The sequence below is a fragment of the Shinella sp. genome, from assembly GCF_052438155.1.
In the GTDB taxonomy this organism is placed as follows: Bacteria; Pseudomonadota; Alphaproteobacteria; order Rhizobiales; family Rhizobiaceae; genus Shinella.
Genome location: NZ_JBQVPI010000014.1, coordinates 77,339 through 90,462 on the forward strand (window position 1 = coordinate 77,339; position 13,124 = coordinate 90,462).

Sequence of the window (13,124 nt, forward strand, 5' to 3'; positions counted from 1 at the left end):
CCGCGTAAAAGCGCTAGCGCTCTAGAAGCCGCTTTCTATGCGGGAAAAGACGAGATCGGTAAAAATGGAAATCTGGGCGCCGATAAAGGGGGCCGAGATGGCGATCGTCACGAAGATCGCGAGGATTTTCGGCACGAAGGTGAGGGTCATTTCCTGCACCTGGGTCAGTGCCTGCACAAAGGCAATGGCGACGCCCACGATCATGGCGGCAAGCACGGCCGGGCCGGAGGCCGCGATGACCGTCCAGATGGCTGCCTGCGCTATATCGAGGGCGTCTGCCTCATTCACGTCTTGGTATCGCTTTTTCCGTCGCTGATCTTCACGCCCGGCCCGATGACGAGCGTCTTGCCCGAATCAAGCTTCGCGACAATGCCGTCATTGTATAGTGTCACTTCCTTCACCACACCAGTGATCTTGCCGTCTTCGCTGGTCACGGTGCGGCCGATCACGGAGTTGGCTTCCTGCAGCGACGTGCGCTGGAGCAGGCTTTCCAGGTTCTTGTTCGTCTTGATGGTCTGTTCGACCTGCGAGAAGGTCGCAAGCTGCGCCATCTGCTGGGTCGCGTCCATCGGCTCGGTCGGATCCTGGTTCTTCATCTGCGCGACGAGCAGCTTCAGGAAGCTCTCGTAGTTCAGCGTCGCGGTCTTCTCGTCGGTGCCGGAATCGGCACCGGTGACGCCGGGCGTATAGGGGGTGTTGGCGCCCGATGCGGCGCCGACGGGCGTTACCATGGTGCAATCTCCCTGCGGATCTGTTCGATCGTGGCCGGCGCCATTTCGTGATTGTTGAGGATACGATCCTCGAGCGGGTAAAGCCCACGGATTGCCTTCAGCGCTTCGAAGACGCGGTCCTGGGTAACGAGCCCATCGACGCGCTTCAGCTCGGCCAGCACTTCCTCGTTCTTGAAGCAGGAGAGCAGCATGATGACCGACTTGCGGAACATGGCGATCGACTGTTCGGCGCCTTCCGGGTTGATCAATGCCATCTGCGCGATGAAGTAGAGCTGGCGAAGCGGCGTTGTCGCCTGTTCCGGCTGGAGAACGTGGTTCTCCAGGAGGAATGTGACGTCGTTCAGGAACTCGACCGCCACCTTGCGGTCGACCCTCAAAACGGCGCCGTTGACGAAAATGCGCTCACCGGACTTCAGCGATATACGCAGGGTACTTTTCATTTGATGCCATCCTTGATGATGGTGGTGATGTCGATGATGCCCTGGAAGTTCGAAGATTCGCGTTTGCGGATCTTTTCGATTTCCTTGAGAATCCAGATTGCGATCGAGATAAGATTGGCCCTCAGCTCGTCTTGGAGCTGGTTCTCCGGGTTTCCGAGGTCTTCGATGAAGCGGATCCAGACGCGGCGTGTGAAGTATATAGCCTCCACCGCCTCTTTGCCGTAGTTGCCGCCATCGGACGCCATTGCCGTCTTGAGGAGCGCGATCGAACGGTCGAGAACCTGTCGTTCCCGATCTTTCGAGACGGCGACGCCCTCCTCCATGATCTCGGCATATGAAAACTGGTACATTCAGACATCCTTCATGTGTGTCCGTACCCTCTGGTTCATCAGAGGTAATTCAGCAGGCTCAGGTTCTGGATCCTCGAGGTCAGCGTGTAGGCGAGCGAAAGCTGCGATTCGAGCGTGGTGACACGCGTGGCCGCCTCGTAGGTATCGATACCTTCCATGTCCTTGATGCTGTTGCTCAGAATGGTGATCTGGGCGCCAAGTGAGGTGTTGGCCTGCGCAACACGCGCTTCGGAGATGCCGAGCTTGCTGCGCTCGCCGTCAATGCCGGAAATCGCCCTGCCCATGTAATCGATCGACGAGTCGCTGACGACCTTGCGCGCGCCTTCGCTGATGTTGAGCGCCAGCAGTTCCTGCCCCAGCACGAGGCCGAGCGCCATGTAGCGCATGCCGTCCGCATTGGTGTTGGTCGAACTCTGCACGGTCTCCGATGTGCTGACGCGGCTTTCCATGTTCTCGCTGGAAGCGTTCGACCAGTCGTTCTGCCAATCCACGCTCGTGAAGCTCGCTTCGAGGGTGTCGATGAAGGACTGCATGTCCGCCGGATCGATGGTGGCGACGGCGTTGTCATCCTGATCGAAGCCGAAATGCGCGAGGAAGGCCGCGTCGAATTCAGTCTTGGCGTCGGAAACGGGCGATTCCTGGAAATAGTCGTTGAGCGGCATCACGTCGGAATTGATGCCGGCGAAGAGATATTCGCCGCTGAAGGAGGTGTTTGCAGCGGCCGTGAACGTCTGGAGGGCGCTGCCGAGGTTCTTCTGCGCCAGTTGCAGCTGATCGGCGGAGGTGATGCCGGAGAGCGCGATCAACACGCCCATGGCGTCGTTCGCCGCCGTCGACATCGTGCCCAGGGATTCCTGCGAGGCGGAGAGGCGCTGCGTGGTGAGCGCGTTCGTGCTTTTCAGCGATTCCATGCGCTGGAGATCGCGGTGCAGGTTGAGCGTGCGTGCGGTCTTGGCGCCGAGGACAGCACCGACGTCCGAATGACGCCCGGTAACGCTTTCCTCCTGGACTTTCAGCATCTCCTTCTGCGCCGTGGCCACGGTGAGCCGCATCGCATTCTGAAGGGACATGTTCGAAACGAAAGAAGCCTTCATAACTTAGCCCGCCGCTTGAAGAAGCGCCGCGATCATCTCATCGACCGCTGCTACGAGTTTCGCCGACGCTTTGTAGGACTGCTCGAGGTCGAGAAGCAGCGCGAGCTCCTCGTCGAGGCTGACGGCGGTCACATTGAGGAGGGCTTCCTGGGTGCGGCCGAGGAGCGCCGACTTGTCGTCGCCCGCCGTCGTCGCAGCACTGCGAAGCTGCTCCAGCCAGCCAACCGACGACGTGCCGAAGGCGAGGATGGTCGCCGACGTGTCGATCGCGGCCGCCGGATCGAAGGTCATCGGTGCCTCGAAGGCAGCGGCATACCCGTTCAGCAGCTCCGAAAAGCTCGCATTGTTGTCGACGTTATAGTTGGTGTTGATGCCGTCGCGGAGCAGCATCGGATTGCCGCCCTCGTTCGATATGACATCGGGGTTCACCCGGATGACGGTCGAGAGGCCCGGATCCGTCAGCGCCGGCAGGCCGTTGCTGATGAACAGACCTTCGTCTCCGGCCTCGGAGAACATCGTGATGACGCCGCGGGCGATTTCGTCGAGCTGCTTCTGGAAGGTCGGCGCTGCGTTGTCGCGAATCTGCAGGAGCGCGGCAATCGAGCCTTGAGCGCTTGTGTTGCCGCCGGTGCCCGCCTGGACGGCGACGCCGTCGATATAGATCTGGTTGCCCGTCACGGCCGCCGTATAGGTCGGCGTCGGTGCGAAGGTCACCGTGCGTGCAGCGGTTTCGAAGAGCACCGTTCCGTCGCTCGTGTAGAGCGCGAGATCGTTGTTCGCCCGCCGCATGGTGCTGACGCCGACGATCGACGAGATCTGGGTCAGCAGCTTGTCACGCTGGTCGAGCGCATCGTTGACGTCCGTACCGGCAGCGGTGCCCTGCTTGACCTGGTCGTTGTAGGTCTTGAATTCCCCGAGCAGGCGGTTGAGTTCCGTGACCGAAGTCGCGATGTCCGCATCCGCTTCGGCGCGCAGCTTCTGCAGCGCCTGCGAGGTGGTGTTCAACGCGTTCGCGACGTCGATTGCGTCCGCCACGACGGTCTCGGCGAGCGAGACTTCGTTCGGCTTGTCGGCAAACGTCTGGAGGTTGTCGCGCAGCTTGGCGAGATAGGTCGACGGGGCGAGTTCGTAATCCTCCCCGCCGAGCATGGTCTTCATCCGCGTCAGGCCGGAAAGCAGCGTATCCTGCCCGGAGGACTTGGAGATGCTGAGCAGGTTCTGCTTCAGCAACGCCTCGTTCTGGGCACGTTGCGTTTCGACCACCGACGCGCCGGTCGCCGCCGTGGCGAGGATCGCCGAGCGGCGGGCGTAGGCCGTGTCGCTTGCATTGGCAATGTTCTTCGACGCGACGGCGGATTGCAAGCCGACGTTGGAGAAACTGGACTGAGCAGTCTTCATTGCTGCTGAAAGCGACATCGTTGCTACCTAACTCTGGAATGCGCGCGGGTTTAAACCGCCTTATCTCTTGAGGTTGACGAGGACTTCCATGAGTTCCGAGCCGGTCTGGAAGACCTTCGAGTTCGCCGTGTAGTTACGCTGCGACTCGATCATGCTTGTCAGCTCTTCGGCAATGTCGACATTGGAGTCTTCCAGCGCGCCGGAGATGATGCTGCCGTAGCCGTTGGTGCCGGCATACCCCATGACGACGACGCCCGATTCGTTGCTCTGCGAATAGACGTTGCCCGGCAGTGGCTTCAGGTTGTCGGGGCTCTGTACCGAAGCCATGGCGATGCGATACTTCGGCGTCAGTTCGCCGTTGCTGTATTTCAGCGAGACGACGCCGTCGTCGCTGATTTCGTAGCCGGTTACCTTGCTGGCGCCGTTGCCGTCGATCTTGCCGTTGGACACGTCGAAGGCGGAGGCGAGCTGGCTCGAACCACCAATGCTGATGGCGAGTGCGTTGAGGTTTGCCCCGTCGATGACTTCCGCCGTCGTGGTGATCGTCGCCGGCGACGGCGTCAGAAGCTTGCCCTCCGAATCGAAGGTCATTGCAATGGGGGTGCCACCTGCCAACACCGAAGCGCCATCATAGGTCGCGTCGACCGACCAGGCATTGTCGCCGGTTTTCGTGTAGGTGAATTCGATAAGGCGCTTGTTGCCCTGGCTGTCATAGGCGACGAGCGAAGTCTTCTTCTCGTAGCCATCCGGCTCGTTGGACGGCAGGTTGACGTCGAGCGCACCAGCGGTCGAACCCTTGGCGTTCAGCGCACTGGACGACAGGTTGATCTGCTGCAAACCGTCGAAGCCGTTGACGACGATCGTCGGGTCCTCGGTCGAGGAATATTCGTAGCCCATCAGCGTGTAGCCGGCGGAATTCTGCAGCGAGCCGTCATCCATCATGGTGAAGGCGCCGGCGCGGGTCATGTATTCCTGGCCGTCCGTGCCTTCGACAATGAAGAAGCCCTTGCCGTTGATGGCAAGATCCGTCGATGAGGTCGTGTAGGTGAAGGTGCCCTGCGCCGAGATGGAATAACGCACATCCGTGGTTACGCCGCCAGAATTGTAGGCGCCGCCCGTCGAAGGCAGAATCAGGGAGGAGAACTGGGTCGAGGCCTTCTTGTAGCCCGTCGTATTCGCGTTGGCGATGTTGTCGGCAACGGTGCTCAGGCGATTCGCCTGTGCGTTCATGCCGGAAACACCCGTTCTCATCGTGCCGTAAAGACTCATCTCATATCCCCGTTCGTCTCGTACTTCGACCCTATGGGACGGGCCTTGCGTGAAGCTGGCTGCCGGGGTCCGCATTCCCCGCCAGCCGGCAATCCTGATCTCAGTTCTGCCAGTCGATGCAGTAGCCAAGGAAACGCTTGGAATCGATCGGATCGAAACCGAGCTTCTTGCGCAGTTTCTTGCGCAGCTTGCTGATGTGGCTTTCAACGACGTTTTCCTCGACGTCCTCGTCGAAGATCCCGTAGATCGCATTGAAAATCTGGGTCTTGGAAAGCCGGCGGCCGCGATTGGCGACCAAGTATTCCAGGATGCGGCGCTCGCGGCGCGGCAGCGGGAAGACGTCGTCGTTGATTTCCGGATCGCGACCATCCGAGAAGACACGGATCGGGCCGATTTCGGTGAAATTGGTGAGCGCCTTCAGACGACGCCGGATGGCCGCCGCACGGGCCAGAATTTCCCGGGGATGCACCGGCTTGCGCACGACGTCATCGACGCCGCTGTCAAACAGCGCGAGGGTGTTTTCGAGAGAATGTGTATCGCTGACCGCGATCACCGGGGCCTGGGAGCGATCCCGGATGGCCCGGGGCAGCTCCATACCGAGCTGGCCCTGACCGATCAGGAACGCCTCGACCGCATCGATGTCCGAATCGGCAGCGGTGTTGACCCACTCGCCGAATTCACGGGGATCGAACCCAGTCGAGGGCACGCCCTCGCGACCAAATAGAGAAGTATAGCCGTCTTTTACGAGCTCGCGCTCATCAACCACTACGATCATTCGTCCGCCTCCGAATCAGTGTGGTGTTTCGTTCGGGCAGTGGTACGAATCGGGCGATTCACGGGCAACTAGAGGAAGTGACTGGGGGAATTTAACAATTGATTAAGATTTGCGTGCCGATTTGATCTACATATAGTAGGACTAATCGCCTCTTGCCACAATTTTATGGTGGAAAAGTTAACAAAGGTTAACGACCTGCCTTGCTGCTCCAAATCATGGCGCATTCTTGCCACATTGCGGCACAGATCATTGAGGGAGAAAATTCAACCTTTAGTCGAATTATTGACAGAACTGTTTCGCGTTCTGAGTCCAGCTTCCGTAGCCGGTTGCAACCAAATTGGCGATCACGCGGCAGACATACCGCTTTTGCGCTGGATCGTTGTTCGGCCCGGCATGATACCGTGCAACAGCCATCGTCCAGGTTTCGTGCCGGGCATGAAGACGCGCCAGGAACGCCGCCGCATACTCGACGTTCTTGCGTGGGTCGAACATCTCCGCCGGCGATGCGAACTGGTCGCCGTGGAAGTGGTGGTTGATCTGCATGCATCCAAGATCGATCAGCTTGGCACCGCGGGCACGCGCGGCCTCGAAGGCCTGCAGGGCATCCTGTCGGTCCTGGCCGAAGAAGGCCTTGCCTTCGATGTTCATGGCATAGGGCTGCAACGAGCCCTTGCGGCCGGTCTCGGTGAGGCCGACCGAATAGAGGATCCCGGCAGGAATATCGTATTTTGCCGCGGCAGCGAGAATTTCCCGCTCGCAGCTACCGATGGCGGCTTTCGCGTCAGAGGTAGACGCCGCCAGAACGCAGAGACTGGCTGCCAGCGAGGCCAGCAGCGTTGTCCGACGTGGTGCCTTCATGGGATGCTTCCTCGCGTGCGAAATTGCGTGCTGCCTGCCCCTCGCCACTCTGGCGGCCATTGCCACCCTCGCGGGCCTGCGGCTGGCTGGAGAACTGCGGCTGCTGTTGCTGGCTCTGCCCGTCGCCCTGCTGCGTGCCCGAGTTTCTGTCGGCCGGGGTAAACTGGACGCTGACCTGATCGACGGCGAAACCCTGGTCGCGCAGCGCCTTGACCATGGCATCCTGGTCGTCGCTGAGCTGGCGGTAGGCCTCGACCGTCTGCACCTGCAGCGAGACGGTCAGTTCGTCGCCATGCAGCCTCAGCGTCGCCGTGACGAGGCCGAGTTCGATCGGGTGCATCTGGATCTTCAGCGTGTTGACGACCTTGCCGGTCATGGCCTCATGCGGTTGGAGGAGGCTGCCGGTCGAACTGAGCGCCGCCGCCCAGGACGGGTCCTGCGTGAGCGCCGTCGTCACGGCGGCCGAGTTACCCGTCGAGGCAAGGCCGATATACCGCCGTGCATCAACCACCGTCACCGTCTCGCCCTTCGCGCCTGTCGGATTGGCATCACGAACGGCCGTGCGTTCACCATCGGCGGAAATGCTCATGTCGACGTCGCGGCCCTTGCCGTCGGCCCGGATAAGCCGAAAGAGCTGATCGGCATCCGATTCAGACTTGGCTGCAGCCATCTCGACGGCAGCAGCGTCGGCATGCGTTCCATCCGCCAATGCCGAGGAGACGTCGGCGTGGGCATCGATCCGGCCCTTCACCTCGCCATCCGGCTGCTCGTCGCCATTCTGCCCACCTGCCGCAATCGCAGCCGCGGCCGCCTGGCCATTGGTCACAACCTGCGCGGCGGCATTCGGAGCGGTTAGAAGCGCCAGCAGATTGCCGACATCCACCGTGCTGCCGGTATCCGGTACGGCGCTGGCTTCGGCATCCGCGGCGTTGTCGGATTTGAGGTCAGCGGACTCGGACTTGATCCTGCCTTGTGTTTCGGCACGCGGTTTCTCACCCGGCTTATCCGCAAGGTCACGGAATGCGAGGGGCTTCTCGTCAAGGACCCTGTCTGTTTTCGCGATTGGGTCGGCATCAGGGCTCGCGGCAGCCTGCGCGGCGGTCTTCGTGCCGCTGTCTGCATCCGCTTTCCCACCGATAGCTTTCCCACCGGTTTCGGCCGCAGCCTTTTCACCGGGTACAGCATCGCCGGGCACGGCATCACCACGCACGGTCTCACCGGGCGCGGCCTTTAAGCCGGCCAGCTCATCGGACGTGGCAGCGGCCTTATCGGCAGCCTTTTCGGCGCCAGCCCTGCGCAGCACTTCAGCAATAGCGGGCAGGCTCGAATTCGACGTCCTGATCCGCGTGTCGCCGGTCTGCTCGGCCGATATGGAGCGCGCCGCAGCGCCACTGGCGGGGACCGAGAGGTTTGCGCCCTTGCGGCCGCCCTCGCCTCCACGTCCGGCAATGTTTGCCACGGTGCTGGCGAAATCGCCATTTTTGGGAGCGGTCTCCGCGGTCTTCGCGTGTCCTGCCTTGTTCTTTGCCGACGTCAGATGCGGCGCGGCGCCCAAAATTCCGTTCGCGGTGTTGCTCAACTGCCTTCTCCTTTCAAGAGCGCGTCAATCTCGTCGAGTTTGGACCGGCCACTCGATACGAATGTATCGAACGCCGGATCAATGCCCGCTTCTGCCGTCTGCTCTTTCTTCTTCTTGTCCGGCTCGGCAGCGGTGGCGACCGGGATCTCCTCCGCGCCTGCCTGCGGATCCATGGACCGTTCCGCCGTTTCCGCCTCATTCAGGCCAGCATAGGACGCGTCTTCGGGCTGTTCCGGCACGGCGACAGCCTCCGTCTCAGCCAGCAACGCCTGTGGTGCGCGCAGGACCTCTTCGGCCACCGCCTTGGCCGCAGCCTTCAAGGCGCGGTCCTTTTCGGAAAGCTTGTCATCCGGAATGGCGATGATGGATTCCATCGCAGACGAGACATCGCCGGAAGGAACCGAGGCCAAACCGGAATAGAGATCGGCCAGCACCCTCGGCACGTTTTCCCCGTCCTCGGACAGCATCTGGGCGCGTTCGGCGGCAAGCGAGGCGAGTTTGTTCTTGCCCGAGATCGCGGCGAGCCGCGCCATGCGCAGATAGACTTCCCGCTGCCGCGGCACATCCATGAAGGACAGGACCTCCAGAATATCCTCTTCCTTGAGCGCCTCGAAATGATCGACGGCGAGCTTGACGAAGAGGTCGGCGAACTGGCTGGCATAGGGCGAGCGCAGGTAGCGCCGCGCGTAGCGGTTGGCATAGACCATGCTCTTGTCGATCCAGCCGGCCTCGCTCGTCACATAGACGGAGCGGCGCAGCGCCGCCTCTTCGACGATCGTGCCGGGTGCGACAAGCCGCGCCCAGTCGAAATAGGTCAGCGCCAGGGCGGGATCCTTGCGGATGACCGAGTTGGCGGAAACGAGCGCCAGGTAGGGCCCGACCCGCGCGCGCTTGTATTCCGGAAAGATTTCGGCCAGCGAGTTCACACTCTGGCTGCCGCGACCGCCGAGATAACTGCGCAGGGCATCGGTGATGCGGGAATCGAAATGGCCGCCGACATCCCTTTTTATGAGGAGTTCCAGCGTCTCCGGATTGCCGCCGCTCATGGCATAGATGAGCGCTGCATCCACATTGCGCGGGTCATCGAAAATCGCGGCGTCCGCCGTACGAAACCGCTCGTCGATGGTCGACAGCAGAAAGCGCTGCATCTCCATTGCGGAATGGTCGCCGAGCGCCACCGTGTCCTGCACATATTGCAGCGAACGGATCATCTTGTAGGGCGCGAGATCGTCGAGATTCTCCGCGCAGGCGGGTACGACGGCAGAAGCGATGCCGCAAAGGACCGTACCCATCATAAGCAGGCGCCGCAACAGACCCATGGCGTCAGCCACCTTCCGTCTGAATGAGGATTTCGATACGGCGGTTGGCGTCCGCCATCGGATCGTCCTGCACCTTGAGGCGCCGATCAGCAAAGCCTGTCACCTGGCTCACGCGCTTCTCTTCAAGGCCGCCGCGCACCAGCATGTAATAGGCGCTCTGCGCACGGTCCATCGAGAGCCGCCAGTTGTCGTTCTTGCCACCCGCGAATGGACGGGCGTCCGTATGACCACGGATCGCGATGGCGCCCGGACGGCTTCCTAGGATCTTGCCGATCTTCTCCATCGCCAGCACCATGTCGCGCTGGGGGACGGCCGAACCGATGTTGAACATGGGCGTATCGAGCTGATCGGTAAGGCTGACGAGCAGACCGCCTTCGGCCGGCGTGACCGTCAGGCCTTCCGCGAGCTTGCCGAGCGTGCCGATCTCCTTGTTGATCTGCTTTTTCAGCTCGTCCGCTTCCTTGCCCTCCTTGGCTTTGGCGTCTTCGGTCGCAGCCTGTTCCGCCTCGACCTTTGCGGCTTCGGCCTTTTCCGCCTCGTCCTTGGCAAGCGCCTCCTGAACGGTCTTGCCTTCGCTGCCGGCGCTCGTCGCCTGCGAGATATCGACCTGCTGCGTCCAGAAGTCGGGGTCGAACGGATCGCGATAGGCTTCGCCGCCGCTAGCGCCGGTGGACGGGCCGGAATTGGCCGCACCGCCCTCACCCTTGGCGCTCACATTCGCCTGCTGGCCGACTTCCTGTGCGATTTCGGAAAGCACGGAATAGGGGTTCTCGAAGAAATTGGCTTCGGAATACTGGGTTTCCTCGCCGGCGGTGGTCTTCTCGTCCTTGCCGCTTTCCGCGCCGTTGCCGCTCGCCTGCTGCTGGCCCTGTTCCTTGGACTTGTCCTGCGTCGCCTCGCCTTCGGCACTGTTGGCCGGCTTCTTCACCGATTTGTCGGCCGGCTTGTCGTCGGTCAGCTTGATCGGGTTGAAATAGGAAGCGACGGAAGCCTGCGTCTTCTCGTTGGCGGCATTGACGAGCCACATCACGAGGAAGAACGCCATCATGGCCGTCATGAAGTCGGCATAGGCGATCTTCCAGGCGGCCGAATGATGGTCACCCTCATGTTCGGCATGTCGCTTGACGATGATGATCTCGTTCTTGCCGTGGTGATGATTTTCGCCGTCGCTCATGCCAGCACCTTGCGTACGGTGTCAGCCCAGGCCGCCATCCGCGTTACCAGGACGGTTTCGCTAAACTCCACCGTCAGATCGACATCCTGCATTTCGACATGCTTGAAGACCGGCATGGTATCCTCGAAATGCGATTTCAACTGTTCGAAGAGGTTTGCCGGCCCCTTCACCGTAACCGTAATACCTTCACCACCCGCAAGACCTTCCGTGATCATGCGCGCGAGATCGGCAACCGCACCCTTGGTAAGCACAAGGCTCATGATCGGCGCCAGGACCTGCGCGGCCTGGGCTGCGACAAGATCGGCGACCTCGGCGGTCAGTCCGGAGAACCTTTCGGCCAGTGCGTCCGCGTAATCCTGTTCGTATCGCGCCTTGAGCCCGTCAAGCTCGGCCTGATGCGCATTCTTCAAGGCGGTCATGTCCGCCTCGTGTTTTGCGCCAAGCTCCGCTTCGGCTTCCGCCTGGCCTTCGGCAAATGCCTCGGCACGCTCCGCCGCTACATCGACTTGCGGCTCTGCGAACGGCATCGCGAAAGGTTCGGCCTTGGCGCCGCCGTCATTCTGCGTGAACGACGGAGATGAGAAGGTCGGCGTCTTCGCGCGCGGCGGTGCGCCGAAATCCTTGAGGTAGCGGGCGAGTTGCACGCTCATGCCGTGCCCTCCAGCCCTGCCACGTGCCGGGTGAACGCAAACAGGATCCGACGGGAACCCCGCGGACCGTTTCGACGCTCGCACTCGTAAACACTGGAAGCTGACAACACCGCTGACCTGTCTCCTCGACATCGAGCCTTCCGGAAGGCGAAAGGCACACAATCTTCCTGATCGTGCCATTGAGCCTAGGGGTTCAAACTTGTGCGAGGATGAAGATGAAAGGTGTTGGGCCGCGCCAGGGCAAATCGCGCGGCCCAACCGCCCGCCTCGGCCGATGACCACGGCCGGGCGGAAGCGAGATCTCCATGCCCTTACTGACGGAAGAGCTGGAGGATGTTTTCTGCGCTCGAATTGGCGATCGAGAGCGACTGGATGCCCAGTTGCTGCTGGGTCTGCAGCGCCTTCAACCGCGTCGATTCCTCGTTCATATCGGCATCGACGAGACGCCCGATGCCCTTGTCGATCACATCGCCAAGCGAGGCGACGAAGCTCTCCTGCATATCGATGCGCCTCGTGATGGCGCCGAGCGTGGAGGCGGCGTTCGTCAGGTCCTTGAGGACGAAATCCGTGACGCTGATCATGCCGTCGATTTCTTCGTAGCTCGTATCGGTCTTGAGTTGGACGACGCCATCGGCTTCGGGATCGTCCATGTCGATGATGGAGTACGGACCAAAGGCCGGCGGATCCGGCATGACGTCGGCAAGGTCGATAGGCTTGGTGAGGTAACCCTGCTCCGGCGTCTCGATGTCGATCAGCACAGAGTTCGCTGTATCGAAGTCGAGCGTGGTGACCTTGACGTTGCCGTCAGCGCTGCGCACGAAGGAGGCGACGACGGATTTTATGCCGAGTGCATCGTCGCCCGTATTGTAAAGCCAGTTCTCGCCGGAGAACGAGGCCGACTGGGCAGCCGAGATGAGCTGGTTCTTCAGCTCCTTGATTTCGTCGTTGATCTTGGTCTTGTCGACGCCCGGCTCGCGCGCGGCGACAAGCTTCGCCTTGATCTCGCTCATCACTTCGATGACGCTTTCCAAGGCGGTATAGGCGGTATCGACCTTCGCGGCACCGAGGCCGAGCGCATCTGCGACGGTGGAGATGGCGCGGTTGTCTGAGCGCATGGTGGTCGCGATCGACCAGTAGGCGGCGTTGTCGGCGGCGGTTTCGACGCGCATGCCGGAGGAGACGCGCGCCTGCGTCGTCTGGAGGCTGCTATCGATCGAACGGAGTGTCTGCAACGCGGCCATAGCGGCGGAGTTGGTCAAGATGCTGGTCATTGGCATTTGCCCTGAATAAGTGATTGTCGGGGACATGCCGGAGTAAAGGCGGGGGACCGGTAACGATGGGAGGCTTCATGCAACCGACGCCGCTCGTTTGCCCTGGGCGTCAGTCCATCGTTCTTAATGATTGGTTAACGGCCAATGGTTAACAAATGGTTAACGCCGTTAAGGATTTGGAAAGGAAAATGAAAAAAGCGTAAACGGACGATGGCC

14 protein-coding genes are annotated in these 13,124 nt (G+C 61.2%); all 14 read right to left on the reverse strand.

Annotated features, from left to right (window positions below; genetic code table 11):
- Positions 1–21: 21 nt before the first annotated feature.
- The 14 genes from fliQ to ACT6VE_RS22520 all read right to left on the reverse strand — a co-directional run bounded on the left by fliQ (position 22) and on the right by ACT6VE_RS22520 (position 12,908).
- Positions 22–288, reverse strand: coding sequence for a flagellar biosynthesis protein FliQ (gene fliQ / locus ACT6VE_RS22455; protein WP_069059937.1), 267 nt, complete (start codon positions 286–288; stop codon positions 22–24).
- Positions 285–731, reverse strand: coding sequence for a flagellar hook assembly protein FlgD (gene flgD, locus ACT6VE_RS22460; protein WP_444800645.1), 447 nt, complete (start codon positions 729–731; stop codon positions 285–287). The genes fliQ and flgD overlap by 4 nt, the downstream gene beginning before the upstream one ends.
- Complete coding sequence (gene flbT / locus ACT6VE_RS22465) at positions 725–1,171, reverse strand: flagellar biosynthesis repressor FlbT (protein ID WP_444800646.1); 447 nt, start codon at positions 1,169–1,171, stop codon at positions 725–727. Before flbT ends, flgD begins: the two co-directional genes overlap by 7 nt.
- Positions 1,168–1,521, reverse strand: coding sequence for a flagellar biosynthesis regulator FlaF (flaF, locus tag ACT6VE_RS22470; protein WP_444800647.1), 354 nt, complete (start codon positions 1,519–1,521; stop codon positions 1,168–1,170). The genes flbT and flaF overlap by 4 nt, the downstream gene beginning before the upstream one ends.
- A gap of 38 nt (positions 1,522–1,559) precedes the next feature.
- Positions 1,560–2,615: a flagellar hook-associated family protein gene (locus ACT6VE_RS22475; protein ID WP_444800648.1), complete on the reverse strand. Its 1,056-nt coding sequence runs from the start codon at positions 2,613–2,615 to the stop codon at positions 1,560–1,562.
- 3 nt (positions 2,616–2,618) lie between these two features.
- The gene (gene flgK / locus ACT6VE_RS22480) at positions 2,619–4,031 is read right to left on the reverse strand and encodes a flagellar hook-associated protein FlgK (RefSeq protein ID WP_444800649.1); all 1,413 of its coding nucleotides are present in this window, start codon (positions 4,029–4,031) and stop codon (positions 2,619–2,621) included.
- A gap of 42 nt (positions 4,032–4,073) precedes the next feature.
- On the reverse strand, positions 4,074–5,282 hold the full coding sequence (locus ACT6VE_RS22485) for a flagellar hook protein FlgE (protein WP_444800650.1): 1,209 nt from the start codon (positions 5,280–5,282) through the stop codon (positions 4,074–4,076).
- Between the two features lie 100 nt (positions 5,283–5,382).
- Complete coding sequence (gene rem, locus ACT6VE_RS22490) at positions 5,383–6,057, reverse strand: transcriptional activator Rem (RefSeq protein ID WP_069059944.1); 675 nt, start codon at positions 6,055–6,057, stop codon at positions 5,383–5,385.
- A gap of 279 nt (positions 6,058–6,336) precedes the next feature.
- Positions 6,337–6,915 (reverse strand): transglycosylase SLT domain-containing protein, encoded by a 579-nt coding sequence (locus ACT6VE_RS22495; RefSeq protein WP_444800651.1) that lies wholly within the window; start codon positions 6,913–6,915, stop codon positions 6,337–6,339.
- On the reverse strand, positions 6,839–8,494 hold the full coding sequence (fliK, locus tag ACT6VE_RS22500; RefSeq protein WP_444800652.1) for a flagellar hook-length control protein FliK: 1,656 nt from the start codon (positions 8,492–8,494) through the stop codon (positions 6,839–6,841). Before fliK ends, ACT6VE_RS22495 begins: the two co-directional genes overlap by 77 nt.
- Positions 8,491–9,807 carry a chemotaxis protein MotC gene (gene motC, locus ACT6VE_RS22505; protein WP_444800715.1) on the reverse strand — a complete coding sequence of 439 codons (1,317 nt, stop codon included), beginning with the start codon at positions 9,805–9,807 and terminating at the stop codon, positions 8,491–8,493. The genes fliK and motC overlap by 4 nt, the downstream gene beginning before the upstream one ends.
- Positions 9,808–9,817: 10 nt before the next feature.
- Complete coding sequence (locus ACT6VE_RS22510) at positions 9,818–10,987, reverse strand: flagellar motor protein MotB (RefSeq protein ID WP_444800653.1); 1,170 nt, start codon at positions 10,985–10,987, stop codon at positions 9,818–9,820.
- Positions 10,984–11,637 (reverse strand): hypothetical protein, encoded by a 654-nt coding sequence (locus tag ACT6VE_RS22515; protein ID WP_444800654.1) that lies wholly within the window; start codon positions 11,635–11,637, stop codon positions 10,984–10,986. The genes ACT6VE_RS22510 and ACT6VE_RS22515 overlap by 4 nt, the downstream gene beginning before the upstream one ends.
- Before the next feature lie 311 nt (positions 11,638–11,948).
- Entirely contained in the window at positions 11,949–12,908 is a 960-nt protein-coding gene (locus ACT6VE_RS22520) for a flagellin N-terminal helical domain-containing protein (RefSeq protein ID WP_444800655.1), read from the reverse strand.
- Between the last annotated feature and the right edge of the window lie 216 nt (positions 12,909–13,124).